The following is a 26,202-nucleotide window of genomic DNA, read 5'->3' as shown; positions in this document are numbered from 1 at the left end:
CGCCTGTCGGTTTCATCCCTTCAGGGTGGAGTGCGCCGCCAGGTACGCGCGCAGCGAGGCCGGCTTGATCGGCTTGGTCAGCAGGCGGTAGCCGCGGTCGCGCGCCATGCGCTTGAGCTCGTCGCGGCCGTCGGCGGTAAGCAGCGCGCCGGGAATGTCGCGCCCGGCCTGCGCGCGCAGCGCCACCAGCGTGTCCAGCCCATCCAGGCGGTCGTGCAGGTGGTAGTCCACCAGCATCACATCCGGCTGCGCCATCACCTCCTCCAGCGCCTGGTCCACGGTGCTGGCGGTAATCACCTCTACCTGCCAGCGGCCGAGCAGCGCACGCATGCCGTCGAGGATTTCCTGGTCGTTGTCCACGCACAGCACGCGCATGCCGGCCAGCGAGTCGGTGCGCGTGCTGTGTTCGGGCACGGCGGCGGGCGCGTCGCTCGGCGGCAGCTCGGGCACCGCCGCGCGCGGCAGCAGGATCGAGAACATGCTGCCGCTGCCCACCTGGCTGCGTGCATTGAGGCGATGGTCGAGCAGGCGCGAGATGCGCTGGCAGATCGACAGGCCCAGGCCCAACCCCTGTTCGCCCCAGTCGAACGGCTGCTGGTAGCGATGGAACTCGTTGAAGATCTGCTGCATGTGATGCTCGGGAATACCCGGGCCGGTGTCCCACACCTGCAGTTCGATTTCATCGCCACGGTGGCGCACCGCCAGCACGATGCGGCCCTGGCGGGTGTAGCGCAGCGCATTGGCCAGGAAGTTCTGCAGCACGCGGCGCAACAGGCGGCGGTCGCTGCGCACCCACGCCGGGCGCGCGAACAGGTCCAGGCGCAGGCCGCGCCCGGCCGCCACCGGCGAGTACTGCGCGGCCAGCTCGCGCATCAGCAGGCTCACGTCGAAGTCGCCGATCACCGGGTGCAGGCCGCCGGCATCCAGACGAGACACATCCAGCAGCCCGTCCAGCAGTTCCTCGGCAGCGCGCAGCGAGGCATCCACGCGCTCGGCGAGATGTCGCTGCTCGTCATTGTTGTGGTGGCTGTCGCGCAGTGCGGAGGCGAACAGCCGCGCGGCATTGAGCGGCTGCAGCACGTCGTGGCTGATCGCGGCCAGGAAGCGGGTCTTGGACTGCTGCGCCACCTCGGCTTCGTGCGAGCGCTCGGCCACGCGCTGCTCCAGCGTTTCGTTCGCTTCCAACAGCGCGTTTTCGGCGTGCTTGTAGTCGGTGATGTCGTTGTAGCTGGTCACGTAACCGCCACCGGGCAACGCCTGGCCGCGCATTTCGATCACGCGGCCGTCGCTGCGGGTGCGTTCGAAGATGTGCGGCGAACCGGCCCGCATGTAGCCGATGCGGCGGTTGATCTGCACGTCGATTTCGCCCTCGCCCAGCTCGCCGCGCTCGGCGTTGTAGCGGATCAGGTCGGCCACCGGCCTGCCCACGTAGAGCATCCCGTCGGGGTAGCCGAACATCTGCTGGTAGCGGCGGTTCCAGGCGGTCAGGCGCATGTCCGGGTCGACCACGCTGACCCCGGCGCTGATGTTCTCCAGCGTGGTGGAGAGGATTTCGCGGTTGAAGCGCAGTTCCTGCCCGGCTTCGTCGAGCACCGCCACCACTTCGCCCAGGTCCATGCCCGAGCCGCGCAGCAGGCTGGTCAGCAGCAGCCGCGCCGAGGCCGCGCCGATCGAAGCGGCGAGCAGGCGCTCGGTGAACTGCACCCAGGCGCGGTCGGCGGCCGCCGAAGCCTGCAGTTCGCGGCCCAGCGACTGCGCCTGTTCGAAGAACGAGCGCCGCGCATGGCGGTCGCCGACCACGCGCGCGGCCAGCGCCAGCAGGTCGCCCACGTGCACGTGGCCGGGCCAGTCGCCGGCCACCGACGGGCGCTGTGCGTACGGGTCCAGGAACGGCGCGGCACGCAGGCGCTCGTCCACGCCCGGGCGCCAGCGCACCGAGACCAGCAGCATCGCGGCGGCGTTGATCAGCAGCGACCAGAACGTGCCGTGGGTAAGCGGGTCCCAGCCGGTCATGCCGAACAGGCCCTGCGGCTGCAGCCAGCTGATGCCGAACGGCCCGTCGCGCAGCCAGCTGCCGTCGGTCCAGCCGGCATGGGTCAATGCGGGCAGCAGCAGCGTATAGATCCAGGTGCCGAAGCCGAGCAGGATGCCGGCTTCCACGCCGCGGCGGCTGGCACCGCGCCAGTACAGGCCGCCGATCAATCCGGGCGCGAACTGCGCCACCGCCGCGAACGCCATCAGCCCGTACGAGGCCAACGTGCTGTCGTTGCTGCTGCCGCGGTAGTAGCTGTAGGCCGCCATCGCCAGCAGCAGGATCGCCAGGCGGCGGATCCACAGCACCCGCGACGCCATGTCCGCCGCTTCCTGGTGGTCGCCACTGCGACGCAGCAGCACCGGCATCACCAGGTCGTTGCTGACCATGGTGGCCAGTGCGATGGAGGCGACGATGACCATGCCGGTCGCGGCCGAGAACCCACCCACGTACGCGACCAGGGCCAGGAATTTGCGGCCTTCGGCCAGCGGCAGGGCCAGCACCATGCTGTCGTCGGCAATGCTGCCGCCGGTGCCGAACAGCGTCACGCCGGCGGTGGCGATCGGAATCACCATCGCCGAGATCACCACCAGGTAGCCGCCGAACATCCAGCGCGCGCGGCGCACATCGCGCACGTCGCCGCATTCCACCACCGCCACGTGGAACTGGCGCGGCAGGCAGACGATGGCCAGGAAGCTGAGCAGGGTCTGCGAAATGAAGCCCACCGGCGGCAGCCCGGTGAACAGTGTGTGCGCGCTGCGCACCACGGTTTCGCCGCGGTCGGCCAGCCACAGGTAGGCGAACAGGCCCAGCGCCACCATCGCGATCAGCTTGATCATCGACTCCAGCGCGATCGCCAGCATCATGCCGTGGTGGTGCTCGGTGGCATCCACCTGGCGGGTGCCGAACAGGGTGGCGAACAGCGCCATCAGCAGCGCCACGTACAGTGCCGGGTCGCTGAAGTAGCCGGTTGGCCCGACATTGCCGGTCAGCACCTGCAGGCTCATCGCCACCGCTTTGTACTGCAGCGCCAGGTACGGAATGATGCCGATCAGCGCGATCACCGCAACCAACGCGGCCAACCGCCGCGAGCGGCCGAAGCGCGAGGAAATGAAGTCGGCGATGGAGACCACGTTCTGGCTGCGCGCGATCAGCGCCAGCCGCTCGATGATGCGCCAGCCGAACAGCAGCAGCAGCAGCGGCCCCAGGTAGATCGGCAGGTAGCCGATGCCGTTGCGCACCGCCGTGCCGACCGCGCCGTAGAAGGTCCACGACGAGCAGTACACCGCCAGCGCCAGGCTGTAGACCACCGGGCGCAGCCACGGGCGGTCGGGGTACATCGGGCGCCGGTCGCCCCACCAGGCCACGCCGAACAGCAGCGCGGCATAGGCCACCGACACCAGCAGCAGGATCCAGCTAGAAACCACGGGCACGTTTCCCCAAGCGCATGCGGCAGTGTAGCCGCTGGATCGGGCCGCCTGCGGTCATGCCGAGGCGGCCAGCGGCGCCAACGGGCGCGAGGGCAGGTGCAGCTCGATCCGGGTGCCGGCGCCGGGGCGGCTGTGCACCTGCACCGAGCCGCCGGCGGCGGCCACCAGGCTGGCAGTGACCGACAGGCCCAGGCCGGTGCCCTGCCCGACCGGCTTGGTGGTGAAGAACGGTTCCAGGCAGCGCGCGCGCACGCTTTCGCTCATGCCCTGGCCGGTGTCCTGCAGCTGCAGCACCAGCGCGCCGTCGGGCTGCGGCGGTTGCAGGCGCAGGCTGAAGCGGCCGCCGTCGGGCATCGCCTGGTTGGCGTTGACCGCCAGACTGAGCAGGATCGACTCCAGCTGGGCCGGGTCGAAATGGATCAGCCGCTGCACACCGCCGGTGTCCACTTCGCAGTGCACGCGCTCGTCGAACACTTGCTGCACCACCGGCGCCATCGCGGTGAGCGTGGCCGCCGCGTCCAGCAGCTGCGGGCGGCCGGGTTCGAGCCGGCTGAAGTCGAGCAGCCGGCGGCTGACCGCGCTGGCCCGCCGGGTCGCCGAATCGGCGCCCTGCAGCGCGTCCTGCAGGGCCGCGCCTTCGCTGCGCCGGGCCTTGGCCACATAGCCCAGCACCAGCGCCAGCAGGTGGTTGAAGTCGTGCGCGATGCCGCTGGCCAGGCGCCCGACGTTGTCCATCTTCATCGCGTGCACCAGCTGGTCGCGCGAGCGCTCGCGCGCCTGCATCTCCACCTGCAGCTCATCGCGCTTGCGGGCCAGCTCCTGGCTGCGCTGGCGGGCCTCGTGCAGGCTTTCGCGCAGGCCGGTCACGCTGTGGTGGAGCAGCCAGGCGGTCATCACCGCGCCGAACGCGGACACGGCCAGGTCGGTGGCCGCCTGCAGCACCCGGTCCGGGCGGAACAGCGCGCCGGCCGCGTCGATCCACCCGCCCAGCGTCATCAGCGCGCACAGCCAGGCGGTGGCCCAGGCCAGCGGCCGCCGGCCCAGCACCGCGGCGACCAGCAGTACCGGTACCAGCTGCACCATCTGCACCCGCAACTGCGCGGCCAGGCCCCAGTAGCCATAGGCCAGCACCAGCAGCAGCGCTTCGCCGACCAGGAAGGTCGCGGCGGCATGCAGGCTGCGCCCGTTGCGGTGTTCGAGCAGGCACAGCACGCAGAGCAGGGTATGCGCGGCCGCCATCGACGGCACCATCAGGTCCAGGCCGCTGCCCAGCCGCAGCGCGATCCACGCCGCCAGCAGCGGGTGGTACAGCGCCACCAGCAGCAGCAGGCTGCGCAGCATGGCGTCGGTGCGCCGGCCCAGCCCGTGCGGGCGGTCGGTGCTGTCGGCGCGGGTGCGGGGCGTCGGCTCGGGCATGCGGGGGGGGTCGGCGGGCGGCGCCGGCACGCGGCGGCAACCCCGGTATATTAGCAGCGCGTCTGCATTCGACCGGGGAAGTCGTTGTTGCCATGCCCAAGCTGTTGCCTGTCCGGCGCACCCTGCGTGCGCTTGCCATACTGCTGTCGCTGATCGCGTTGCCTGCGCTGGCGCAACGCCCGCTCGACGGGGCGCCGCGGATGGCCCAGGTCGAGCAGTGCAACGCGCTGCTCACCAGCGAACCGCAGGCCGCGCTGCAGCTGGCGCGCCGGTTGCTGGCCGGGCCGGCGTTGTCGACCTCGATGGAGATCGGTGCGGTGGGCTGCCTGGGCGCCGCCGCGCGGGCGCTGGGCCAGCTGGAACAGACCACCGAGCTGCCCGACCGCCTGCTGGCTGCGGCCGCACGCGCCGACGCCACCCCCGCCGACCGCCAGCGCGCGCGCACCATCGCCGCGCACCTGCTGCTGTGGGGCGGCGAACGCGCCCGGGCGCTGAGCCTGACCGCCACCCTGCTGGACGAGGCGGTCCGCGAACGCGACGCGCAGGGCCAGATCAGTGCGCTGATGCAGATCGCGATGATCCGCGGCGATGCGATGGGCGACGCCGAAGGCGCGCTCACCTACCTGCACAAGGCCACCGTGCTCAGCGAGCACCTGCACCGCCCGCCCAATGCCGGCGACCTGATCCTGTACTACAACTACGGCTATGCGCTGCTGAACCTGCAACGCCACGCGCAGGCGGCGGCCGCGTTCAAGCGCGCCGAAGCGATCGGCACCCGGTTGGCCGGGCAGGAACTGTTCCTCAACCGCATCGCCAGCCACCGCGCCGAGATCCAGCGCGTTGCCGGGCAGCTGGATGTGGCCGAAGCCGGCCTGCGCCGGGTACTGGCCTGGCAGGCCGCGCAGGATCCGCAGGGCCAGGTGGTGACCCTGCAGCGCCTGGCCCGGGTGGCCGTAGACCGGGGCAACACCGCCGCGGCACTGCCGCTGGCCGAACAGGCGCAGCGACTGGCGGTGGGCGGCCACTTCACCGAAGAGATCCGCAACGGGCTGGACCTGCTCGGCGACCTGCACACCCTCCTCGGCCACCGCGACCAGGCGCTCGAACTCACGCGCCAGGGCCGTGCGCTGGACAAGGCGCGCAACCAGGGCGAGACCCTGGGCCAGCTGGCGCGGCTGCAGGCCTCGGCCGAACGCAGCATCGATCCCGCACAGGTCAATGCCGAGCAGGACCTGGGCCGCGTGCGGGTGATCCGCAACAGCGCGGTGATCGCGCTGGTCGTGGTCGGTGCGCTGGCCACGGTGATCGTGCTGCGGCTGCGCCGCCAGCGGCGCCAGCTGACCCTGCTCAGCCGCACCGACGCGGTCACCGGCCTGCTCAACCGGCGTGAGGCCGAGCGCCGGCTGGAGGAACGCAGCGCGCGCAGCGACGGCCACCACCGCAGCGCGCTGCTGCTGGTGGAACTGGATGACTTCAAGGCGCTCAACGACCGCTACGGCCAGGCCGCCGGCGACCGCGTGTTGCACAGCGTGGCGCAGTGCCTGCAGGCCGCCTGCGACCGCCACGACCTGCTGGCACGCTGGGGCGGCGCGGCGTTCCTGGTGGCCCGCCACGACACGACTGCCGAAGCGGCGCAGGCACTGGCCAGCCACCTGCGGCTGGCGATCGAACGGCTGGTGGTGGAAGCCGGGCCGCAGCAGCACCTGACACTCACTGCCAGCGTGGGCGTAGCGCCGCTGCCGTTGTTCGCGGATGCGCCGGCGGTGGTGGAAGACAGTCTTCGTGCGGCCGATCGTGCGTTGCAGGGTGCGCGCCAGAGCGGGCGCAATGCGTGGGCCGGCGTGTGGGGCGAACACAGCAGCGAGGCACCGCATCTGCATGCGGTGCTGGGGAATCCGGAAGCTGCGATGGCGGCCGGGTGGATCAGCCTGAGCGGCAGCCACCCGATTCGCTGGTCGCCCTGACGCGCAGCCACGCAGGGCGTGGCTCTACCTGCGCCCCCCCCGGTGGACCGCGCCCAACGCAGCCCCGCCGCGGTAGAGCCACGCCCTGCGTGGCTGCACATCAATGGCTACACGCTCAGCGCGCTACCTCGAAGCGCACTTCCACCCGCCGGTTCGGCAGCAGGCACTCCAGCAGCGCCGCACGCGGCTTCACGCCATCGCACTGCTGCACCTGCTGGGTATCGCCGCGGTACTCGTAGCGGATCGTCGCCGGGTCCAGCCCGCGGCCGATCAACAGCTCGCGCACCGTCTTCGCACGCCGCTCGGACAGCGCCTGGTTCGCGTCGAAGCCGCGGCCCTGCAGGCGATCGGCATGCCCGACCAGCACCACCGACTGCAGCTGCAGCGACTCACTGCCGATGCTGGCCAGCGCGCGGTCGATGCTTTCCAGCGAGTAGGTGCGGATGTCGCGGTAGCCGTCGCGGTCGAATTCGAACAGCACGTTGGCCACCAGCGGGCCCGGTGCCACCGTCGGTGCCACCGCGCACTGGCGCGCCTGCGCTTCGGCGTCGTTGACCAGCTCTTCGGCGATCTGGATGTACGGCTTGGAATGGCGCCACTGCTGCTGGTTGAACTCATTGCCGGCATGCACCAGCTCCACCTCGCCACACGCCACCTGCTGCGCGGCACAGGCGAAGCCCCGGCTGCCGTGCAGCACGCGCAGGCGCTGCCACAGGTCATCGCGGAGGTACTTGGCGTTGTTCACCAGCGGGGTGTCGGTCGGCAATGGGCTTGCCCCCTGCTCCATGCCGACGATCAGCCGCTCCGATTCGCCCAGCGCCGCCTGCGGAAAATCGCTGCGGTCGTTGCGGCTGTACTCGTGGAACGACACGTCCAGCCAGCACTGCGCCTTGGACAGGTGGTAGTCGCGGATCGGCCGGCCGCCGTCGTTGAGCGCCTGGATGCGCCCCTGGGTGGCCTCATACGTGGCGTGGTCGGCATGGATGGCTTCGTCGCTGATCCGCAGCTGCTGCGGCAGCAGCTGCGCGGTCTGCGCCGATGCGGCGCCGGCCAGCACGGTGAACAGGGCCGCGCCCAGCAACGGGCGTGCGGCGTAGAAGGTCATGGCGGTGTTTTTCATCAAATTATCCTCAGCGTGCCGGGTCGCGGTAGCGGACGGGGTCCGGCCGGAAAAGGTCTTCGTCGAACTTGAAGCGCAGGCGCAGGAACACGCCCTGCTCGGTGTACTCGTAACCGTTGAGATCGCGGTCGCCGCTGAAACCGGTCCAGTTGTAACCGGCCGACAACCACAGGTTCTGGCGCAGCAGGCGGCCCACTTCCATGCCGTAGGCGTACTGGTTCGCACCGGTCTGGCCACGGAAGGTGGAGCCGAGCACGCCCACGTCCCAGTTCTCGGTGATGTCGTACACCACGCGGGCGGAGAACAGCATGGCGCGGAAGCGGCTGTTCACGCGTGCGCCGTCGGCGTAGGCGAACTGGTCCTGCTGCCACTTGCCGGCCACGCGCCCGGTGATCCACCAGGGCCGCGACGGATGCCAGTCGGCATGGGTCGAGACGATATGCGCGCGGGTGCGCACGTCCTGGCTGCTGCCATCCACGGTGCTGCCGTCGGACAGGGTCAGTCCGCTCTCGTCGCGCTCGAGTTTGTACTCGTAGCGCGCCAGTGCGTTGATCCGGTTGCGGTCGGTGTCGCGGTAGGCAACGCCGAGCTGGAAGCGGTCCTGCAGCACATCGCCGCGCGCGTCGTAACGCGTGCTCAGCAGGTAGTTGCGGGCCAGCAGGGTCCAGTCGCGGCTCAGCTTGCGGGCCAGCATGAACTGCAGCAGCGTGGTGTTGAACGCTTCGTTGGTCTCGGTGTCCGGGACGTCCTCGGAAATGCGGTGCTCGGCCCGGATCGCGCCGCGCCACAGCGGATTGGCTGCGTAATCCAGCGCCAGCGCCAGGCCGGTGCTGTCACCGGTGCTGCCGTCGATCACCTTCACGTGTTCGGCCGAGCTGGACAGGCGCATGCCTTCGCGGATGTCCCAGTTGTTGCGGATACCCGAGGCCGCCTGCACGTCGCGGCCACTGATCGCATCGCGCAGCCGATATTCGCTGAAGGTCTGGGTGTCGCGCAGGTAACTGCTGTCGATACCGAACACCAGCGCATCGGCCTCGCGGTCGGTGGTGGTGATGCCGTAGGCGCTGGTCAGGCCGGTCTGCTTTTCATAGCGGCCGTACAGGCGGCTGCGCTCGAACACCTGGTAGTCCAGGCCGGCGGCCAGGCGCCGGCGGTCTTCGCCGCTGACGCTGTGTTCGATCTCGGCACCGCTGCTGAGCCTGTCGCTCAGCCGGTAGCCCAGGCCGAAGCGGGCGCTGTCCGATTCCAGCTCGGTGCCCACCGGCAGGTCGCTGGTGATCGGGCTGCCGGTGTTGCTGCCGTTGATCACCATCAGCCCGGTGGCCGGGTCCAGCGCCTGCTGGCCGTAGCCGAGCGCGCCGCCACCGGCACCGGTGGCGAAGCCGCCGGTGAGGCCGCCGGCGTTGCCGAACGGCACCCCGGACGACCACGGCGAGGTCACGCCGATGGTCTCGCGGATGCTGCGCACGCCCAGGTCCACGGTGAGCCGTTCGGTGGCACCGATGCGCACACCGGCGCCGCCGGCGTCGCGCTTGCCGCCGTCCGGGTTGCGGTCCTCGCTGCGCAGGCCTTCCACGTACAGCTCCAGGCGCGGCCCAAGCTGATAGGCCACGCGGGCGTTGTACTCACCACGCCCGCCGTACAGCGGCGCGGCCGGGTTGTTGAACGCCGGGTCGGTGCGCGCCGCGAACAGGCGCGCGTCCAGCTTGCCGGCCGCATGTGCGAACTCCACCCGCCATGCATCGCCCTCCACGTCGCCGGTGATGTCCTTCAAGCCCTGCGAGGTGATCTGGTTGATCGAGTTGGTGTTCACTTCGCTCCGGGTGCGCGCGAACTCGGCCACCAGCAGCGTGTTGTCGCCGAACCGGTAGCTGGCATTGGCGCTGCCCATGCGGAATTCCGCATACGGGTTGCGGTCGTCCACCACGGCGGCGCCCACTTCCATGCGCGGGGTCAGCTTGACCTGCGTGTCGGCACCGCCCACCCAGAACGTCTCGGTGTCCTGGTCCAGTTCATAGGTGATGCGCAGCGAGACCGGGTTGAGGTCGCTGTCGAACGCCGGCAGGAACTGGTTGAGCAGGATGCGGCCGGAGAACGGCTCGAAGCTGTAGTCCACCAGCCGCGCCAGCGGCCGCACCGAGACGATGCGGGTGGGCTGGTTGCGGTCGCGCACGATCACTTCGACCCGCTCGCTGCCTTCCAGCACCGCGTTGTTGCGCAGCGCATACGGGCCGCTGCCCTGGCTGCGGAACTCCTCGATCACCTGGCGCAGCGAATCCTCGATGGCGAACACATTGCTGCGCACGCGCTCGCTTTCGAAATGCCAGCCCAGCCCGGTGGCGGTGCGGTTGTAGGTGCCCAGGCTGCGCTGCGGGATCGGGCCGCTGCCGCCGATGCCGGTGGCTGTCGCCAGGCCGTCGCCGGTCTGGAAGTCGCCGTACAGCAGGTAGCTGCGCTTGTTGTCGATACGCACGTACAGGCGCTCGGCCGAACGCGCGTCGAAGCCGCGCAGCGCGGAGTCGCCGTACACCGGATAGAACTCTTCCGGCTGGATGTCGCGCAGCAGGCGGCCGCGGGTGTCCTTGTCCGAATCGTAGGCGGCGGTCAGCAGCGCGTCGCCCTTGATCCGGCCCTTCACGAAGAACGCGGTGCGGGCAGCGGCATTCGCCTTGCCGTTGTTGAACTGACGCTCCCAGCGGCGGATGTCGCGGTCGAACGCGTCGTGGTGTTCCACCGGCGAAACCAGCCCGCCATTACCCTTGCGGCGGAAGTTGACCACGCCTTCGATCAGGCCGGTGGCGATCATCTCGCGCATTTCCGGCACGAAGCCGATGCTGCCCTGCGCCGTTTCGCTGCCGGCGGTCACGCGCAGCAGCAGGTCCTGCGGCTCGTGCGGGGCCAGCAGGTCGAACTCGGCCGCGCCGTCCACCACCTGCAGCTGCACGCCCGGGGTGACCTTGTCGGCATCCAGCGCGCCCGGTCCCAGTTCGTCGGTGCGCGAGCCCGGCAGGCGGATCCGGCCGCCGCTGTTTTCAAGGGTGGCGTAGGTGGTGCCGCTGAGCGGCAGCCCGGCGGCATCGAGCAGCTGCACGCGCACGTGCACCGCGCTCTGGCCGTCGGCCGGCACGCCGTCGCGGTCCAGTTCGACCACGATCCGGTCCAGCACGCCGGACGGCGTCGCGCGCAGCGCCACCGGCGCGGCGTCAACGCTGGCCGGGCTACGCGGGTACAGCGTGCTGGCGTCGCCCAGCACCGGGGTGAACCGGCTCGGCGTGCCCACGCTTTGCGCCATCGCGGGCAGGGTGGCCAGCGCACAGGCGAGCAGGCTCAGGCGGGGCAGCCGGTGCAACACGGGGGCGCGGCTCATGGCTGGCCCTCCGTCGCGGTGCCGGCAGCGGGCGGGTTGGCTCGGGGTTGCACGATCGGTCTCTGGTTGGCCGTGTCGGTCGCCTGTTGCGGCGCCCGCGCGGGTTTGCTTTCAAAGCGCAGCGGCGCCTGGCCCGGTTCGGTTTCCGGTGCGCGCACCTCGCCCTGGGTGCGGCGGGCCTTGACCTGCTCCAGCACCGGGTTGGCACAGCTGCCCTCGATGAAGTCGGCGCGGTGCAGCTCACCGTTCTTCAGGTCGAGGAACAGGCTGTCGGCGTCGCCCAGGTTGCGGTTGCTGCTGGTGGTCAGGCGCGCGCCGACCGGCAGCGTGCTGGCGTCCACCTTCAGGGTGTGGCTCTGCGGCGGCAGGCCGCAGAAGCTGTACTTGCCTTCCGAATCGCTGATCACCCAGGTGCCGTCGGAGAAGTACAGGCGCACGCCCGGAATGCCGAGCTCTTCGCGGTCCTGCAGGTGGTTGTTGTTGCAGTCCATGAACACCTTGCCGAGCACGCAGGCCTGTTCGGTGAACACGCCACCGGTGACGCGCACGCGGTACTCGGCACGGTTGGAGGCCAGCGAACCGGGCAGCGGTGCGATGGCAGTGGTGTCGATGCAACCGCCGCTGATCGAACAGCCGAATGCCTGCGCGCGGTTGATGCCATCGCCCTGCTGCGCACCCACGCCCACGCGGACCCGGTAGGTCAGCACGATCTGGCCGCCGACGTTGATCGGGCCCAGCGCAAAGCCCAGCAGCGGGCCCGGGCGGCCGGCCGGATCGGCCAGCGCGCGTCCGTCGGCACGCGCGGTGCCGTCGATGTAGGTGAAGCCACGCGGCAGGCGGTCGACCACGTTCAACGCGCCAAGCGCGCTGCCGGCAGTCTGGCGCACGGTGATGGTGTACTGCACGGTGTCGCCGATCTCCGCGGTCTGGCGGTCGCCGGTCTTGGTGATCGCCAGGCCGGTGGCCACCGCGGTGTCCAGCGGCAGGTGGTTGTGCACGATCGCCGCCGTGGCCGAACCGGCAAACAGGGTCAGGTAGTACTCGGTCGCCGTGCCCACCGCGCCGGTTGGCGCCTGGGTATTGGCCTGCACCACATGGTTGGCGCCTGCCCCACCGGCCGGCGACAGCGCGCTGGCCTGCGGCGGGATCATGGTCGACACGAAGGTGTAGCCACCCGGCGGGGTCACCGTCAGCTGGAACTCGCAGCGGGCCGGCGCGCCCGGACCGAACGCGAACTGGTAGAAGCCTTCGCTGCCCACCGTCATCGCGATGCTGCTGCCTTCGATGCGGTAGCCGCCACCGGCCGCGTTGAGCACGCCGGTACGCGGGTCGTAGCCGCTGCACAGGCCCACCGGGGCCAGGGTCACGATCGAGCCCGGCACCGGGTCGCGGGTGGTGGCGTCGTACACCACGCCCGACGGGTCCACCGGCAGGCTCTGCTGCGGCAGGTGCTGGCCGGCGCGCAACACCACCTCCAGCTGGCTGGTGGCGTTGTCGGTGGTGACGCAGGCACTGACCCCACCGCGCGCGATGGCGGCCTCGGCATCGCAGGGTTCCTGCACGCCAGCGGCGGTTTCGCGGGTGACCGGGAACGGCCACAGCACGGTCGAACGTGGGTCGCGGAAGCGGATGTTCCACTTCACGCCGGGCACCACGTCACCGAAGCGGTAGCTGCCGTCGGCGGCGCTGGTGGTGCTCTTCACCACCTGGCCGTTGGCCGGGTCGACCAGCTCGACGGTCCAGGCCGACAGGCGACGGTCGCCGCCGTCGAGCAGCTGGTCGTCGCTGCCGATGTCGAACCACACCGTGCCGCCGACCGACGCGGCCAGCTGCACGCTGTTGGGCACGCGGCAGGCGTTGTGGATGATGCCGTCCACGCACGCTGGCAGGTCGCCGACCTCGCCGTCGAACGCGGCACGCTCGGCCGGCGTCGGGGCGCGGAACGGGTTCTCGCCGCCGCCTTCCACCAGCACTGCGTTGTTCACCGTGCCGGCCTCGGCCGCTGCGGCGCTGACGCGCACCTGCACCGCAATGGTGTCGGGCGAGATCGCACCGGCCGCCAGCACGCGCTGGCTGCTGCAGCTGAAGCGGGTGGCGCCGGCGTCGCCGGTGCAGGTCCAGCCGGTACCCACCGGCGTGCCGTCCAGGCTCAGCCCGGTCGGCAGGCGGTCGTGCACCACGTACTCGCCGCGGCTCGGCTGCTGCCCGGCGTTGCGCACCTGGATGGTGTAGCCGGCCACGTTGTTGACCGTGAAGCGGGTGCTGGTCGAGGCCTTGCTGACCATCAGGTCGGGCGAGTCGCCGATCTCACCGAAGTCGTACTCCAGCGCGTCCACGCCCAGCGGCAGCACGATCTGGCTGATCGCCGAGGGCACGCTGCTGCGGTCGGTGACCACGCCGACACTGGCACCGCTCACGGTGCCCGCGCTGGTGATGCCGTTGAGCGTCTGCGGCGGCTGGGTCGGCTCGGTCACCGTGTAGGTGCCCGGACGCAGGCCTTCGAAGCGGTAGCGGCCTTCAGCATCGGTGGTCAGGGTGGCGTTGACCGGCTGACCGAGGTCATCGGTGCCGGTGAGCACTACGCTGACGCCGGCAATGCCGCCTTCGCCGCTGTCGACCACGCCGTTGTCATTGCTGTCGTTGTAGACGCGGCCGGCAATGCTGGCGGTCGGAATCTCACCGAAGTTGTTGTTGATCGACTGCTGGTTGACGCCCAGCACCACCGCGCTGATCTGCGAGGGCGCGGTGCCCGGCGCGGTCACGCTGCCACCGGTGCTGCCGGCCACGGTGCGGCCGTCACGGGTGCCGGTCGGCTGCTCCGGCTCGGTCACCACATAGGTGCCCGGCGGCAGCTCGGCAAAGCTGTAGCTGCCGTCGGCGTCGGTCACGGTGTCGCGGCTGATCGCATTGCCGGCCAGGTCGGTGCCGGCCAGGGTGACGCGCACATTGGCCAGGCCGGTTTCACCCGGATCGACCACCCCGTCGTTGTTGCGGTCGGTCCAGACCTTGCCGCTGATGCCGCTGTTGAGCGGAATCTCACCGAACAGGTTGTCCACCGAGGCGCTGCCCGGGGTGGTCAGGTCGATGCTGCTGATCCGGCTGGGCACGCTGGTGATCGGCGTGGCGGTGCCACGGCTGACCCCCCCGACGGTGCCGGCGGTGGTGATGCCGTTGCTGGTACCGGCCGGCTGCTGAGGCTCGGTCACGGTGTAGGTGCCCGGGCGCAGCGTGTCGAAGGCGAAACGGCCATCGGCGTCGGTCTGCACGCTCAGGCTGACGCTGGCGCCGGTGTCGTCGGTGCCGGTCAGCTCGAGGGTCACATGCTCGATGCCGGTCTCGGCAGCACCGTTGCGCACGCCGTCGTTGTCCACGTCGAAGAACACCGTGCCGGCGATCGACACCGGCAGGATTTCGGCGAAGTCCTGCTGTACCGCGTGCTTGCCGGCCGGCAGCACGATCGCGCTGATCGCACTGGGCACGGTGGCCACGGTCGACGCCACGCCCGCCGCAGCACCGTCGACGGTGCCAGCGTGGGTGATGCCGTTGATGGTTGCCGTGCCGTTGAACAGCGGCTGCGCGGCCTGCTCGGTCACCGTGTAGGTGCCGGCCAGCAGGTGTTCGAAGCTGTAGCGGCCGTCGGCGTCGGTCAGTGCGGTGGTCACCGCATTGCCCAGCGCATCCACGCTGCCGGCGGGAAGCTGCAGCTGCACGCCGGGCAGGCCGGGTTCGCCCGCCTCCTGCACGCCGTTGTTGTTGCGGTCCAGGAACACCGTTCCCGACAGCGAACCGGCCAGTTCGCCGAAGTCGTTGCCGCTGGCGCCAGCCGCCGGCAGGTTGCTGATGGTGATGACGTTGCCCGGCTGTTCGCGGCCTTCGCCCAGCCCGGTCGGCTGGGTTTCAGTGATGCGGTAGTCCTGCCCCGCCACGGCGCCCGGGTAGGTGTACTGGCCGTCGCTGTTGGTAACCAGGGTCACCGTGGTGTCGTCCGGGGTGCCGAAGATGCCGTCGTTGCCGGCGCCCACGATCACGACCTGCGCGCCCGGAATGCCGATGTCACCGGCGTTGTTGTCGCCGTCATCGTTGCGGTCCAGGTACACAGTGCCGCTGATCGGCGCATTGGCCAGCTCGCCGAACAGGTAGTCGGTGGCGTCCTGGCCGGCGTTGATGACGATGCCCGAGATCACGTTGGCCACCGCAGTGGTGCCCGGGGTGGCGGCATTGCCCACCGTGTGCTTGCCGTCCAGGTAACCGGCCGGCTGGGTTTCGGTCAGCGTGTAGCTGCTGCCCGCCTGGGGCGGCAGCAGGTCGGCGAAGCGGTAGGCACCGCTGCCGTCGGTAGTGGTGGTCAGCGAGACCGGGTTGCCGAGTACGTCGGTGCCGGCCAGCGTTACGGTGACGTTGGCGATGGCATTCTCGCCCGCGTCCCGGCGGCCGTTGTTGTTGTTGGCCGCGACGTTGGAGAAGTCTTCATAGACCGAACCGCTGAGCGCACCCAGCGTCTCGCCGAAGTCATTGCCGGTGGAGCCGGTCAGCGCCAGCGCGTTGACCGTGATGCTGTTCGACGCGTTCTCGGCCGCGTTGGCATAGCCCTGCGGCTGGGTCTCGCTGATGCGGTAGTTCTGCCCGACCACCAGTGCATCGAATTCGTACCGGCCCTGTGCATCGGTCTGCACGGTGACCGGCGCAAGGTCGTCGCCGTTGCCGAACACGCCATCGGCGCCGGCTCCGGTGAGGGTGACGGTCACGCCCTGCAGGCCGCCGTTGGGCTGCGAGTTGCGGGTCCCCGCATCGCCGGCATCGAAATCGCCGTTGCCATTGCGGTCCAGGTACACGTGGCCGGAGATCGCGGTGATCGCGTCCTCGCCGAAGTTGAAGGCGGTGCCGTCGTCGCCGCGCGACAGGTCGATGTTGCTGATCCGGTCGGTGGTGGCGGCATCGCCCGAGGCACCGGTGGCGACCGTGCAGCCCACGCAGGCCGCGCCGCCCACCTGGCCCGGGTTGATCGCGCTCGGGCGGTTGCGGTAGCTGCCGGTCGGCAGCACCTCGCGCAGGGTGTATGCGGTCAGCGGGTCCAGCGCTGCGAAGCTGTAGCCGCCGTCGCTGCCGGTGGTGGCGGTCGCCAGCACCACGCCTGCGGCATCCAGCAGTTCCACCGTGGCATTGGCGATCGGCGCGTCACCGCTGTTGCGGGTGTTGCTGTAGTTGCTGTCCACGTACACGAAGCCGGACAGCGCCACGCGCCGCACTTCCGGGAAGTTGTAGCGCACCGCGTCCACGCCCGCGCCCAGCGCGATGCCGGTGTACAGCGAATTGGCACTGAGGACCGGGTCGACCACGGCAAACGTGCCACCGGCCGACGGGGCCAGTGCGCCGCTGGCTGGCGGTGCGACCGGGCCGTTGACGTACGTGGTCGGCTGCACCTGGGTCACGGTGTAGCCGCTCGCACCGGCCGGGGCCAGGTTGTCGAAGCGGTACGCACCGTTCGTGTCGGTGGTGGTGGTCTGCGTCACCGCGTTGCCATAGGCATCCTGCCCGGACAGGCGCACTTCCACGCCCGGGATCGCCTGCTCGCCGGCCTGCTGCGTACCGCCATTGGTGCCGCTGCGGTCGCGGTCCTGGAACACCACGCCCGCCAGCGAGGAGCGCACCACGGTGTGGGTGCTGGTGCTCTCGTCATTGCCGGGGTTCGGGTCGACCTGGTCGCTGGCGGCGCGCGCGGTGTTGCTGCCGGCGCCGCTGGGCGGCAGCGAGGTCCAGCGCGCCGGCACCAGCACGCGGGTGCGGCCGTCCAGCGCGAGGTCGCCCATGCGGCAGGTCAGTGCGCGGCCGGCCAGGGTGCAGTTGCCCATGCCATTGCTGACCACGCCGGCGTCGGCGGTGTTGCCGACCTTCTGCCAGGTGACGGCCTCGGCGCCGCCGATCACTTCCAGCTGCGCCGGCAGGGTGTCGGTGACCACCACGCCGTCGCCGCGCTGCGGGCTGTTGCCGCTGCGGTCGCGCGACAGGCTGTGGCCCGGGCCGTTGTTGACCACGTCCAGCACGTACCAGAACGGCTGGCGCAGGCTGATGCTGGCGGCTGCGGGCGGCAGCGGCTGGGTCGGGTCGGCGTTCGGCGCAGCCACCACGCTGGTCTTGGTCATGGCCAGGTCGGCGCGGGTACGGATGCTGGTTTCCTGCACCGCCGTGTTGTTGCTGCTGTCGCGCTCGGTTTCGGCCGAACGCGCCGTCACCGAGTTCAGCAGGGTGGCGCCGGTCGCCGGGGGCGAGGCCAGGTATTGATAGACCAGGTACAGGTAGCTGGTCTGGCCCGCTGCGATCACACCCTGTTCGGTGGTGGACACGCCGATGCTCGGCATGGTGCACGACAGGGTCTGCGGCGCCGTGGTCGGGTTGCTGCTGCCCGGGGCCACGGTGCAGCGGTCGCCGGGCGCTTCCAGCACGCCCTGCGGCGTGGTGTTGGTGCCGGTGCGGCTGCCGACGAAGCGTACGTCGGCGCCGGCTGCCGGGGTAATGGTGTCTTCGATCAGGGTGCGGGTGGACAGCGACGGGCCGTCGTTGCGCACGCTCACCTGATAGAGGATGTAGTTGTTGGTTTCCTGCCCCGGGCGCGAATCGAAGCCCAGTGGATCCACCGCACCGACGAAGTTCTGGTCGATCTTGTTGACGATCAGGTCCACTTCACCGGCGGTGAAGTCGAGCACCGCGTTGCGGGTGTCGTCGCTGGTGGTGCTGTTGTAGTTGTAGCTGACCCCGTTGCCGAGCGTGCCGCTGGCCGGATCTTCGGTGCCGTCGTTGTTGAGATCGAAATGGAAGCTGCCGACGTTGGTGAACTGTCGGCCGGTGTTGCCGCTGTTGACGTTCGGGCGGATCACCACCGTCATGGTCTGGGTGGAATTGTTGGCCATGTCCAGCGGGGCGCAGGTCAGGCGCAGCGTGGCCGGCGCGCCGCCGGTGTTGAACCACGAGGTGCCGCCGGGTGCGGACGCCGAATTGATCGTGCCGTCCTGACGGGTCACGCTGCAGGCGGTGTTTCCGGTGCCGGTACGCACCGCCGAGACCAGCACGAAGCCGGCGTCGTTGGCCGGCAGGGTGAAGGTGTCGTTGAACACCACACCGCGCGCCATCGACGGACCGCGGTTCTGGTAGGTGATGCGGTAGGTGGTGTTGACACCGGCGCGGCCGGGACTGCCCGAGGTGATGTCCTTGGCGGTGGTGGCGACGTTGGCCACCGGGTCGATCTGCACCCAGTCCTGGGCGCTGTTGTTGCTCGCGTCGGCTTCGCCGATCGAACCGGACACGCTCGGGTCGACGCTCACGCCGGCGGTGTTGCAGAAGCGGCCGGCCTGCAGCGGCTGGCCGGCGCAGGTGCCTGCGGCCTGGCTCTGGCTGTCGAACAGCCCGCGGTTGACGGTGAAGGCAATCGTGGCAGTGGCGTTGGTCGCCAGCGCGGTGCTGCCGGAGCGGCAGATCCAGGCGCTGCCGCTGAGGGCGCAGCTCCAGCCGGCCGGCGTGGTGATCGGGGTGACCGTGGTCGAACCGGTCACGAAGCCGGGGATCGGGTCGTTCATCACCACGCCGGTGGTGGCCGCGCCGCTGTTGGTGATCTGCAGGGTGTAGCTCACCGAGCCATCCGCATCGCGGACGATGTTGTCGGCGTCGCCAGCGGCGTTGGTACGCTTGGTGATCGACAGGTCCGCGCGCGCGTCGGTGGCGCGGCTGCTGCCGCCGGTGCAGTCGTTGGTGGTGTTCGGATCCAGGTTGATGGCGCCGGCAGTGGTCGGCTCGGCCGAACCGCCGCTGCCGCCGGTGCACGCGGTGTTGCCCAGCGTGCCCTGCAGGCGCGCCAGCGTGTACAGCGTGAGCGCGGCAGAATTGGCATTGACCGCGACCGGGTAGCCGCCGGTCTGGGTGCAGGTCACCACCTGCGCGGCGGTGCCGTTCCAGGCGCGGTCGACGCTGCAGGTGAAGCCGCCTACGGTGATCGGTGTGTTCGCCGCATACGGCTGACCCGTGGCATCCACCCACTCCTCGCCCACGGCGAGCGTGTCCACCAGTTGCAGGTTGCCGGTGACCGTGCGCGGCCCCAGGTTCTGCGCGCGCAGCGTGGAGGTCATCACGCTGTCGGTGCGCACGCCGGTGCCGTTCCACACCGGCACCAGGGGCGGGGTCTTGTTCTTGCTCATGCGCAGGTCGGCGCCGTCGGGAATGACGGTCAGGCCGACGCTGCCGGTGTTGTTGGCGGGCACCGGGTCCGGCGTGGTGGCGCTGATCTGCGCGCTGTTGACCACCGTACCGCTGCTGTTGGTGCCGGTGGACGGCACCTGCGCGGTGATGGTGATGACGGCCTGCGCACCGGGCGCGAAACTGCCGGCCAGGGTGCAGGTGCGCACGTCGCTGGTCGCGTTGCTGGTGCAGGTCCAACCGGCCGGCGCGATACCGCCGGTGATCGTGAAGCCTTCCGGCATCGGGTCGGTGATCGACACGCCGGTGGCCGGGCTCGGCCCGTCGTTGCGCGCGGTCAGCGTATAGGTCACCACCGAACCGGCGGCCGCCGGCGCCGGCGACACCGACTTGGACAGCAGCAGGTCGGCACCGGCGGTCACCGCCGTGGTCACCTGGGCGGCATTGTTGTCCGGTATCGCATCGGGCACGTTGCCGGCATTGACCACCGCCGAATTGACGATGTTGCCGGTGCCCACGTTGACCTTGCCGCGGAACGAATAGCTGGTGCTGGCGCCCACCGCGAGCGTGCCGTTGTAGGTGCCGTTCTGCTGGGTGAACGACCAGTCCGCACCGGTCGGCACGCCGACCAGGGTGACGTTCGGCGGCAGCGTGTCGGCCACGCGGAACCCGGTGGTCACGCTCGGGCCGTTGTTACGCACGCTCAGGGTGTAGGTGATTTCGCCGCCGCCGATGACCGGGTTCGGGGTGCCGCTCTTGCTCAGTTCCAGATCGGCCGAGGCCTGGATGGTGGTGTTCTGGCTGGTGCGGTTGTTGGCAACGTTGGTGTCGCTGCCGAAGAACGGGTCGTTGCCCTGCAGGTTCTGGATCGGCGTGGTGTCCGGCGGCAGCGCGGCGGCAAAGCCGATCGCGGTGCGCACGGTGATGGTGGCCGGCTGCGACGCGGTGGTGGTCACCGGCAGCTTGAATTCGTAGGGCGCGGTGGATGCGCTCAGGGTCGGGTTGGTGCAGCGCACGCGGGTGGTGCCGCTGGCGCCCGGGGAAGCGCTGCAGCCAGCCGGGGCGGTGCTGCCCAGCGCGGTACCGGCGGGCAGGTCGAACAGGGTCACGGTGCCGGTGGCGGTGTCGTTGGCGCCGTTCTCGACCTTGACGTTGTAGATCACCGTGGTACCTGCCGGCACCGGGTCGTAGCCGGTGTCGGAGAAGTCGGTGATCTGCAGGTCGATCGCCAGCGCGGACAGCGGCGTTGCCAGCACAAGGGCGGCGAGGCTTCGCTGCAGCAACGCGCGCCACGATGGCGCCTGCGCGCGCTCGAACGACGTCACCGCCGCGCAGCAGGCTGCGCGATCGCTATGGCTGGACATGTGTTTTCCCCTGTTCCGGTCGGTGCTGCGTTCACAGGGAACGAAGCACGATGCGCGTACAACGCAACCGGTACAGACGTCCCCTGTCTTATCGAACCCGAACCACAGGCGACAGACGTCGCCGGCGTATCCGGGCGGGGCGCATTGTGTTGGGCGCGGCCAGGCAAGTCAGTGCCGCCGGCTCACCCAGGCTCACACTTGCTCACATCCTGCGTGCGATCGACCGGCTCAGCCGGTCAGCAGGTAACCCTGGCCGCGCAGCGCGCGGAGCGGCAGTTCCACGCCGGTGGCGGCACGCACGCGGGCGCGCAGGCGGTGCACCAGCACGTCCAGCCGGTGCGGATCGAAGTCCCACGGGGTGTCGGTGACGGCCGCGATCAGCTGCTCGCGCGTGACCGCGGCGCCCGATGCGTCCACCAGCTGCTGCAGCAGGCCGCGCTCCATGGCGGTCAGCGGCAGCGTGGCGGCGGTGGGCGCATGCAGGGTCCAGCCGTCGTCGGCCAGCTGCCAGCGCGCGGCGACCGTCGGAGGTGCTGGCGTGGCGGCGATGGAAGCAGCCGGAAGGCGCCGGCGCAGGCTGAGCAGGCCGGCCGCCAGCACGTCCATGTCCGGCGGCTTCACCAGGTAGAGGTCGGCGCCTTGGGTGAGACCCAGCGCCATGTCGCGGGCATCGCCGCGACCGGTGAGCATCACGATGCCGATGCTGGCCGAGGCGCGCAGGTGGCTGGCCACTGCATAGCCGTCTTCGCCGGGCAGGCCCACGTCGAGCACCACGATGTCGCAGCGGTCGCTGAGCAGCGCACGGTACAGGGCTTCGGCACTGCCCAGCCCGCGCACGCTGGCGCCCCGCCAGGCCAGGTCGTCCAGCAGCAGCGCCAGCAGTTCGGGGTCGTCTTCCACTACCCAGACCTGCAGTCCTTCCAGTTCCCGTGGTGCCGTCACGTGCCTTGTCGCAGTCCCCGTTTCAGACTGCAGTCTAGCCGCCGGTGTGGGATGAGCCAAATGCGACAAAAAGCAGGGAATGCCGTCAGCGCGGCGGTGGACGACAGGAAGATGTCGTTGTTGCCGCTTGTCCACGCCGGTCGTGGCGGTCAGCGTGCAGGCGAGCCTTTTCTGGAAACCGCCATGCCCGTCGCCACCGTCCCCGATGTGCTGAGTCCGTTGCTGTGCCAGCGCCTGGCCCATTCGTGGCCGCCGGAACATCACGCCGGTGTCTTCAGGGAGTTGGGCTTCCTGTTGGAGACGGTCCGCAACGTTCCGCCGGTCACCCTCACGCCGCCGCCGGTGGCCCCGAACAACCCCTGGGCGATGGCCCAGGTCTATCAACGGCTGGTTCTGCCGAAACATGGCTCGCCGTTCGGGCCGCTTACCAGCGACGAGGACCGCGCCGTCAGGGCGGTGCATTACCTGTACGAAGTCCAGGTGGCGCCGCCGTTGGAGGACACCGCCATGGCCGTTCCACGACGTCCACAGAGCGCCATCCATGCGCGCGTGTTGAATGAGGTCCGCCGCGAATTCTCGCTGCTGCCCTTCCCCAAGCCCGACGAGGGCTGGGAGCGGGCGGTTCACGACGTGGCCGCCCGACTGATGGAGAAGTCGATCCGGATGGGCGTGCAGCCCACCGAGGTCGTGGTCGTGGGCGCGCGGGAGATGCCGCCCAGGCCGGGCCGCCACATGGGCGGCGTGTCATTGCACCTGGCGGGCTGGAACGGTGCCGCCCCGCCGCCGGAGCACACGGCGGAAACGGCCAACCCGAACGTGTGGGATCCCAACAACCCGCTGGGCAACGAGCCCAACCTGCTGCGTGCCCCGCTGCAGCTGGACTGGATCGGGATCAGGTCCCTGCCCCCGGCCTGAGCTGTCCGGCTTTACTCCGCCGGTACGCCCATTTCCTTCAGCAGTTCCGGCGCCGGGTAGACCTTGGCCAGCAGCCAGCGCAGGTAGCGCATGTCCACGTGCACGGCGCGCTTGAAGCGCGGGTCGAACCACCAGCTGGCGCTCACCGATTCCCAGTTGCTGTCGAAGTTCAGCCCGATCAGTTCGCCGCGTGCGTTCAGCACCGGCGAGCCGGAGTTGCCGCCGGTGGTGTCCAGGTTGGTCAGGAAGTTCACCGTCTGGGTCTTCAGCACCGGGTCGGCGGTGCTGCCGAAGTCGCCCTTGGCGATCGCCGCGAGCAGCGGCTTGGGTGCGTCGAACGGATAGGCGTTGGTGTTCTTCTCGACGATGCCGGCCACGGTGGTGACCGGGTCGAAGTGCACCGCGTCACGCGGCGACAGCGCTTCCACCTTGCCGTAGCTGATGCGCAGGGTGCGATTGGCGTCCGGGTACACCGCGCGGCCCTGCTTGGCGCGCCACGCGAACAGGGCCTGCATGTAGGCCGGGCGCAGGCGCAGCTGTTCGCCTTCGCGGGTCTTGCGCTCGTCCTCCAGGCGCAACTGCACCGCCACCAGCGGGCCGGCCAGGTCGATCAACGGGTCATGCGCGAGCGGCTTGCCGTCCTTCGCAGCGGCGAAGCGCGACAGGCGCTCGCTTTCCTCGCCCAGCCGGGTACCGGCGTACAGCGTGTCCAGGGCCTTGGCCAGCGCGGCCGGGGTACGGCCGAACGCGGCGTCGAACTCGGGCACGCGCTGCGCGTCGGGCAGCTGCTGGTAGCGGGTGAACAGGTCGGTCAGCAGGGCCTTTTCCACCTCGGGCGAATAGCGGCGCTGGACCTGCTTGAGGGTTCCCTCGATCAGCGCCAGGTCGCGCTGCTGGTAGCCGCTTTCGCGCTCGGCGTCGGGCTTGGCCGACTCGATACGCAGCCGCTCCAGCATCAGCGCCGAGCGTAGCAGCTGGCTCTGGCTGGCGGCCTGTTCCAGCACGAAGTCGCGCTCGCCCATCGAGGCGCCCTGCGAGAGGGTGCCGAACAGGGCCTGGATGTCGGGGCGGTAGGCCGCGTCGGTGGCCTGCAGCATGGCGGCTTCGTCGGCGGCACGCTGGGCCTTGGCGTCGCTGCGCAGCAGGCCTTCGAGCTCGCCGGCGGCGCGCTTGCGGTTGTTCTTCAGCGACTGCAGCTGCGCCGCGTAGCGGGTACGCGCCTGCGGGTCCTTGGCGGTGGCCGCTTCGATGGTGTCGATCAGCTGCTGGAACACGGCCACGCGGCGCGGCAGCACGGCATCGATCTGGGCGGCGAATTCGGCGGCGGTACGATGGCGATAGGTGATGCCGGGGTAGCCGGCGAGCATGGCGTAGTCGCCGGTCTTTGGACCGTCGATGGACATCTTCAGGTGTGCCGGCGGGTGGTAGGGCACGTTGTCGGGGCTGTAGGCGGCGGGCTTGCCGTCCTTGCCGACGTAGGCACGCAGCAGGGTGAAGTCGCCGGTGTGGCGCGGCCACATGAAGTTGTCGATCTCGTCGCCGTAGTTGCCGATGGCGCGCGGCGGTGCGTAGACCAGGCGGACGTCGCTCAGTTCGAGCTGGCGGATGCGGTAGAAGTCGGTGCCGTAGTACATGTCGGCGACGCTGCAGCGCACGTTGCCTTCGGCCTCGCACTCGGCCACGAGGCGCTTGCTGGCGCGGTCGACGGCGTCGAAGTAGGCACGGCCGGTCTTGCCGCGCGCGTCGCGCAGCACTTCATCGGTGACCTTGTCGAAGCCGGTGGTGACCAGCACGCGGAAGTCGGGGTTGGAGGGGCGCTCGTCGGCGCGACCCTGGGCGATGAAGCCGCCGTCGATCAGGTTGTGCTCGGCGGTGGTGTTGTACTGGATGACGCCCATGGCGACGTGGTGGTTGGTCAGCAGCAGGCCGTCGGCGGAGACGAACGAGCCGGTACCGCCGCCAGCACGGACCACGGCGCTCAGGGGCGGTGCGGTCACGTTGGCCAGGTCGGCGGGGTTTCCCTTGAAGCCGGCGGCCTTCAGCGGCTTGGCCAGCTCCGGCAGCTGGGTCGGCATCCACATGCCTTCGTCGGCATGGGCGGCGGCAGCGAGGGTGAGGCCAAGCGCCAGGGCGGCGCTGAGGGGCTTGCGTGCGGGCATGGGTGCATCCAGTACGGCGGAACGAGGGGGCACCTTAGCCACTGGGCGCGATTGGGGCAACCAAGGGTTCGGTAGAGCCGGGCTCTGCCCGGCTGCTGTTGGATTCAGGCGAACAGCCCAGGTCTGCTGGTTCCCCTGGCCAGGGCCGTCGGGTGCGGGTTTGTGGGGGACGCCGTAAATACATCCATGTAGGCTCATCGCCGCTTGCACGTGTGCGCTGTCCTGCGCACACGGCAAGACCGGGGTTGGGCTCCTGCCCAACCCGTCGGGCGCATGCGCCCGACCCATGCGGCTCGTGCCCCCTCAAACCCACCCCCGCCGACCCTTCGACAGGGCGTCGGTGGCCTGGGGAAACGCCGGCGTGCCGACCTGCGGTCGACACGTATGCGTGCTGCGTGGCTTATGGGGGACACGCATGGCGTGTCGCTACGCGGCACCGAGTGATGCGGGTTCGGTAGGGTTGGTTCCCAAACAACCGCCGACTCTGTTCGCGATCGCTTTGACGCATGGGCCTGTGCAATCCCGTGCGTGTTGGAGGCTTGATGTCGATCGGTGCAATGCCGTTACCGGGCGCGGGGGTTGTTATCGGCAGTCGGCTGGGGCGCGACCCTACCAACAGCGTTGCCCGTGTTGGGTTGTGCCAGGGTGCTGATCACGCAGGGCCGGGCCGGAGCCCGGCCCACGGCATCATGCGTACCAGCCTGCGCGGCGGCAGGCTCTGCGCACGGTGGGCTTCAGGGTGCGGAGCAGCACGCAACCGGGTGCAACCTGGACGGTGAGCCGCGCGCCGGGTTCGATGCCCGCAGTGGCCAGCCACATGCCGCGAAGGTGGAGGGACGGGATCGGGATTTCGCCCGGTTCGGGTTCGTGGTCGTCGTGGCGCACCGTGCCGACGAGCACAGTGCGGGGCGTGCGCCAGTGGTAGATGACACGCGGTTGGGTGCCGGCGGATGAATCGCGTTTTTGATCATGCATGGTAGGCCTCACCTTGATGTCTCCCCCGCCGGGATGGCGAGGGAGTCGGGAGGCTAATAGCCGTTAGTTGGAAACGGTGCGACGTATTTCCGCGAGAGGTGTTGTATTTCGTCACCCTCCCGACGCATTGCATCAAACCAACTGATTTACTGAGCTATTAGACTCAGGACCCACCATGCGGACGTGGCGAAGGTAGCTCAATTTGATTGTTTCTGTTGAAACGCGCGGATCGATTGACTGCGCCTAAGTCGATGTCGGGAGTGAGCCAGATGCGGGCGCGGGGCGTTGTGGCGCATGCGCGTCGCAGAGTGTGATGCGCATCGCGGCGTATCGTTTC

10 protein-coding genes are annotated in these 26,202 nt (G+C 69.9%); 2 read left to right on the top strand and 8 right to left on the bottom strand.

The window, feature by feature from the left end; genetic code table 11:
* Nucleotides 1-12: 12 nt before the first annotated feature.
* Together C2U58_RS12585 and C2U58_RS12580 are read right to left on the bottom strand one after the other, a co-directional pair.
* A complete protein-coding gene (locus C2U58_RS12585) occupies nt 13-3,459 on the bottom strand; it encodes a PAS domain-containing hybrid sensor histidine kinase/response regulator (RefSeq protein ID WP_102946174.1) in 3,447 nt (1,148 codons plus the stop codon).
* 57 nt (nt 3,460-3,516) lie between these two features.
* Nucleotides 3,517-4,878 carry an ATP-binding protein gene (locus C2U58_RS12580; protein ID WP_102946173.1) on the bottom strand — a complete coding sequence of 454 codons (1,362 nt, stop codon included), beginning with the start codon at nt 4,876-4,878 and terminating at the stop codon, nt 3,517-3,519.
* Between the two features lie 92 nt (nt 4,879-4,970).
* On the opposite strand from C2U58_RS12580, the gene C2U58_RS12575 reads away from it, so the two are divergent.
* Nucleotides 4,971-6,842: a GGDEF domain-containing protein gene (locus tag C2U58_RS12575; RefSeq protein ID WP_102946172.1), complete on the top strand. Its 1,872-nt coding sequence runs from the start codon at nt 4,971-4,973 to the stop codon at nt 6,840-6,842.
* 115 nt (nt 6,843-6,957) lie between these two features.
* Here C2U58_RS12575 and C2U58_RS12570 read toward each other — a convergent pair whose 3' ends face one another.
* The 4 genes from C2U58_RS12570 to C2U58_RS12555 form a co-directional block, all read right to left on the bottom strand.
* Nucleotides 6,958-7,962 carry an OmpA family protein gene (locus tag C2U58_RS12570; RefSeq protein WP_102946171.1) on the bottom strand — a complete coding sequence of 335 codons (1,005 nt, stop codon included), beginning with the start codon at nt 7,960-7,962 and terminating at the stop codon, nt 6,958-6,960.
* 10 nt (nt 7,963-7,972) lie between these two features.
* Nucleotides 7,973-11,329 (bottom strand): TonB-dependent receptor, encoded by a 3,357-nt coding sequence (locus tag C2U58_RS12565; protein ID WP_146033459.1) that lies wholly within the window; start codon nt 11,327-11,329, stop codon nt 7,973-7,975.
* Nucleotides 11,326-20,874, bottom strand: coding sequence for an SdrD B-like domain-containing protein (locus C2U58_RS12560; protein WP_146033458.1), 9,549 nt, complete (start codon nt 20,872-20,874; stop codon nt 11,326-11,328). Before C2U58_RS12560 ends, C2U58_RS12565 begins: the two co-directional genes overlap by 4 nt.
* A gap of 228 nt (nt 20,875-21,102) precedes the next feature.
* Nucleotides 21,103-21,816, bottom strand: coding sequence for a response regulator transcription factor (locus tag C2U58_RS12555; protein WP_253256730.1), 714 nt, complete (start codon nt 21,814-21,816; stop codon nt 21,103-21,105).
* A gap of 60 nt (nt 21,817-21,876) precedes the next feature.
* On the opposite strand from C2U58_RS12555, the gene C2U58_RS12550 reads away from it, so the two are divergent.
* Entirely contained in the window at nt 21,877-22,731 is an 855-nt protein-coding gene (locus C2U58_RS12550) for a hypothetical protein (RefSeq protein WP_253256729.1), read from the top strand.
* An 11-nt stretch (nt 22,732-22,742) separates the two neighbouring features.
* Here C2U58_RS12550 and C2U58_RS12545 read toward each other — a convergent pair whose 3' ends face one another.
* Nucleotides 22,743-24,890, bottom strand: a complete 2,148-nt coding sequence (locus C2U58_RS12545) for a S46 family peptidase (protein ID WP_102946166.1) — start codon at nt 24,888-24,890, stop codon at nt 22,743-22,745.
* A gap of 687 nt (nt 24,891-25,577) precedes the next feature.
* A complete protein-coding gene (locus tag C2U58_RS12540) occupies nt 25,578-25,865 on the bottom strand; it encodes a SymE family type I addiction module toxin (RefSeq protein ID WP_102946165.1) in 288 nt (95 codons plus the stop codon).
* Nucleotides 25,866-26,202: the final 337 nt, after the last annotated feature.

Origin of the sequence: Stenotrophomonas sp. VV52 (assembly GCF_002893095.1) — a bacterium.
GTDB lineage: Bacteria > Pseudomonadota > Gammaproteobacteria > Xanthomonadales > Xanthomonadaceae > Stenotrophomonas > Stenotrophomonas aracearum.
The sequence above is the reverse complement of the archived record's forward strand: the minus strand, read 5'-3'. Positions and strand labels throughout refer to the sequence as shown.

What these genes read in the sequence shown, in the direction of transcription:
- C2U58_RS12565 (WP_146033459.1), bottom strand. Translation starts at nt 11,329, where the DNA reads ATGAGCCGCGCCCCCGTGTTGCACCGGCTGCCCCGCCTGAGCCTGCTC.
- C2U58_RS12545 (WP_102946166.1), bottom strand. Translation starts at nt 24,890, where the DNA reads ATGCCCGCACGCAAGCCCCTCAGCGCCGCCCTGGCGCTTGGCCTCACC.
- C2U58_RS12550 (WP_253256729.1), top strand. Translation starts at nt 21,877, where the DNA reads ATGCGACAAAAAGCAGGGAATGCCGTCAGCGCGGCGGTGGACGACAGG.
- C2U58_RS12540 (WP_102946165.1), bottom strand. Translation starts at nt 25,865, where the DNA reads ATGCATGATCAAAAACGCGATTCATCCGCCGGCACCCAACCGCGTGTC.
- C2U58_RS12580 (WP_102946173.1), bottom strand. Translation starts at nt 4,878, where the DNA reads ATGCCCGAGCCGACGCCCCGCACCCGCGCCGACAGCACCGACCGCCCG.
- C2U58_RS12560 (WP_146033458.1), bottom strand. Translation starts at nt 20,874, where the DNA reads ATGTCCAGCCATAGCGATCGCGCAGCCTGCTGCGCGGCGGTGACGTCG.
- C2U58_RS12570 (WP_102946171.1), bottom strand. Translation starts at nt 7,962, where the DNA reads ATGAAAAACACCGCCATGACCTTCTACGCCGCACGCCCGTTGCTGGGC.
- C2U58_RS12575 (WP_102946172.1), top strand. Translation starts at nt 4,971, where the DNA reads ATGCCCAAGCTGTTGCCTGTCCGGCGCACCCTGCGTGCGCTTGCCATA.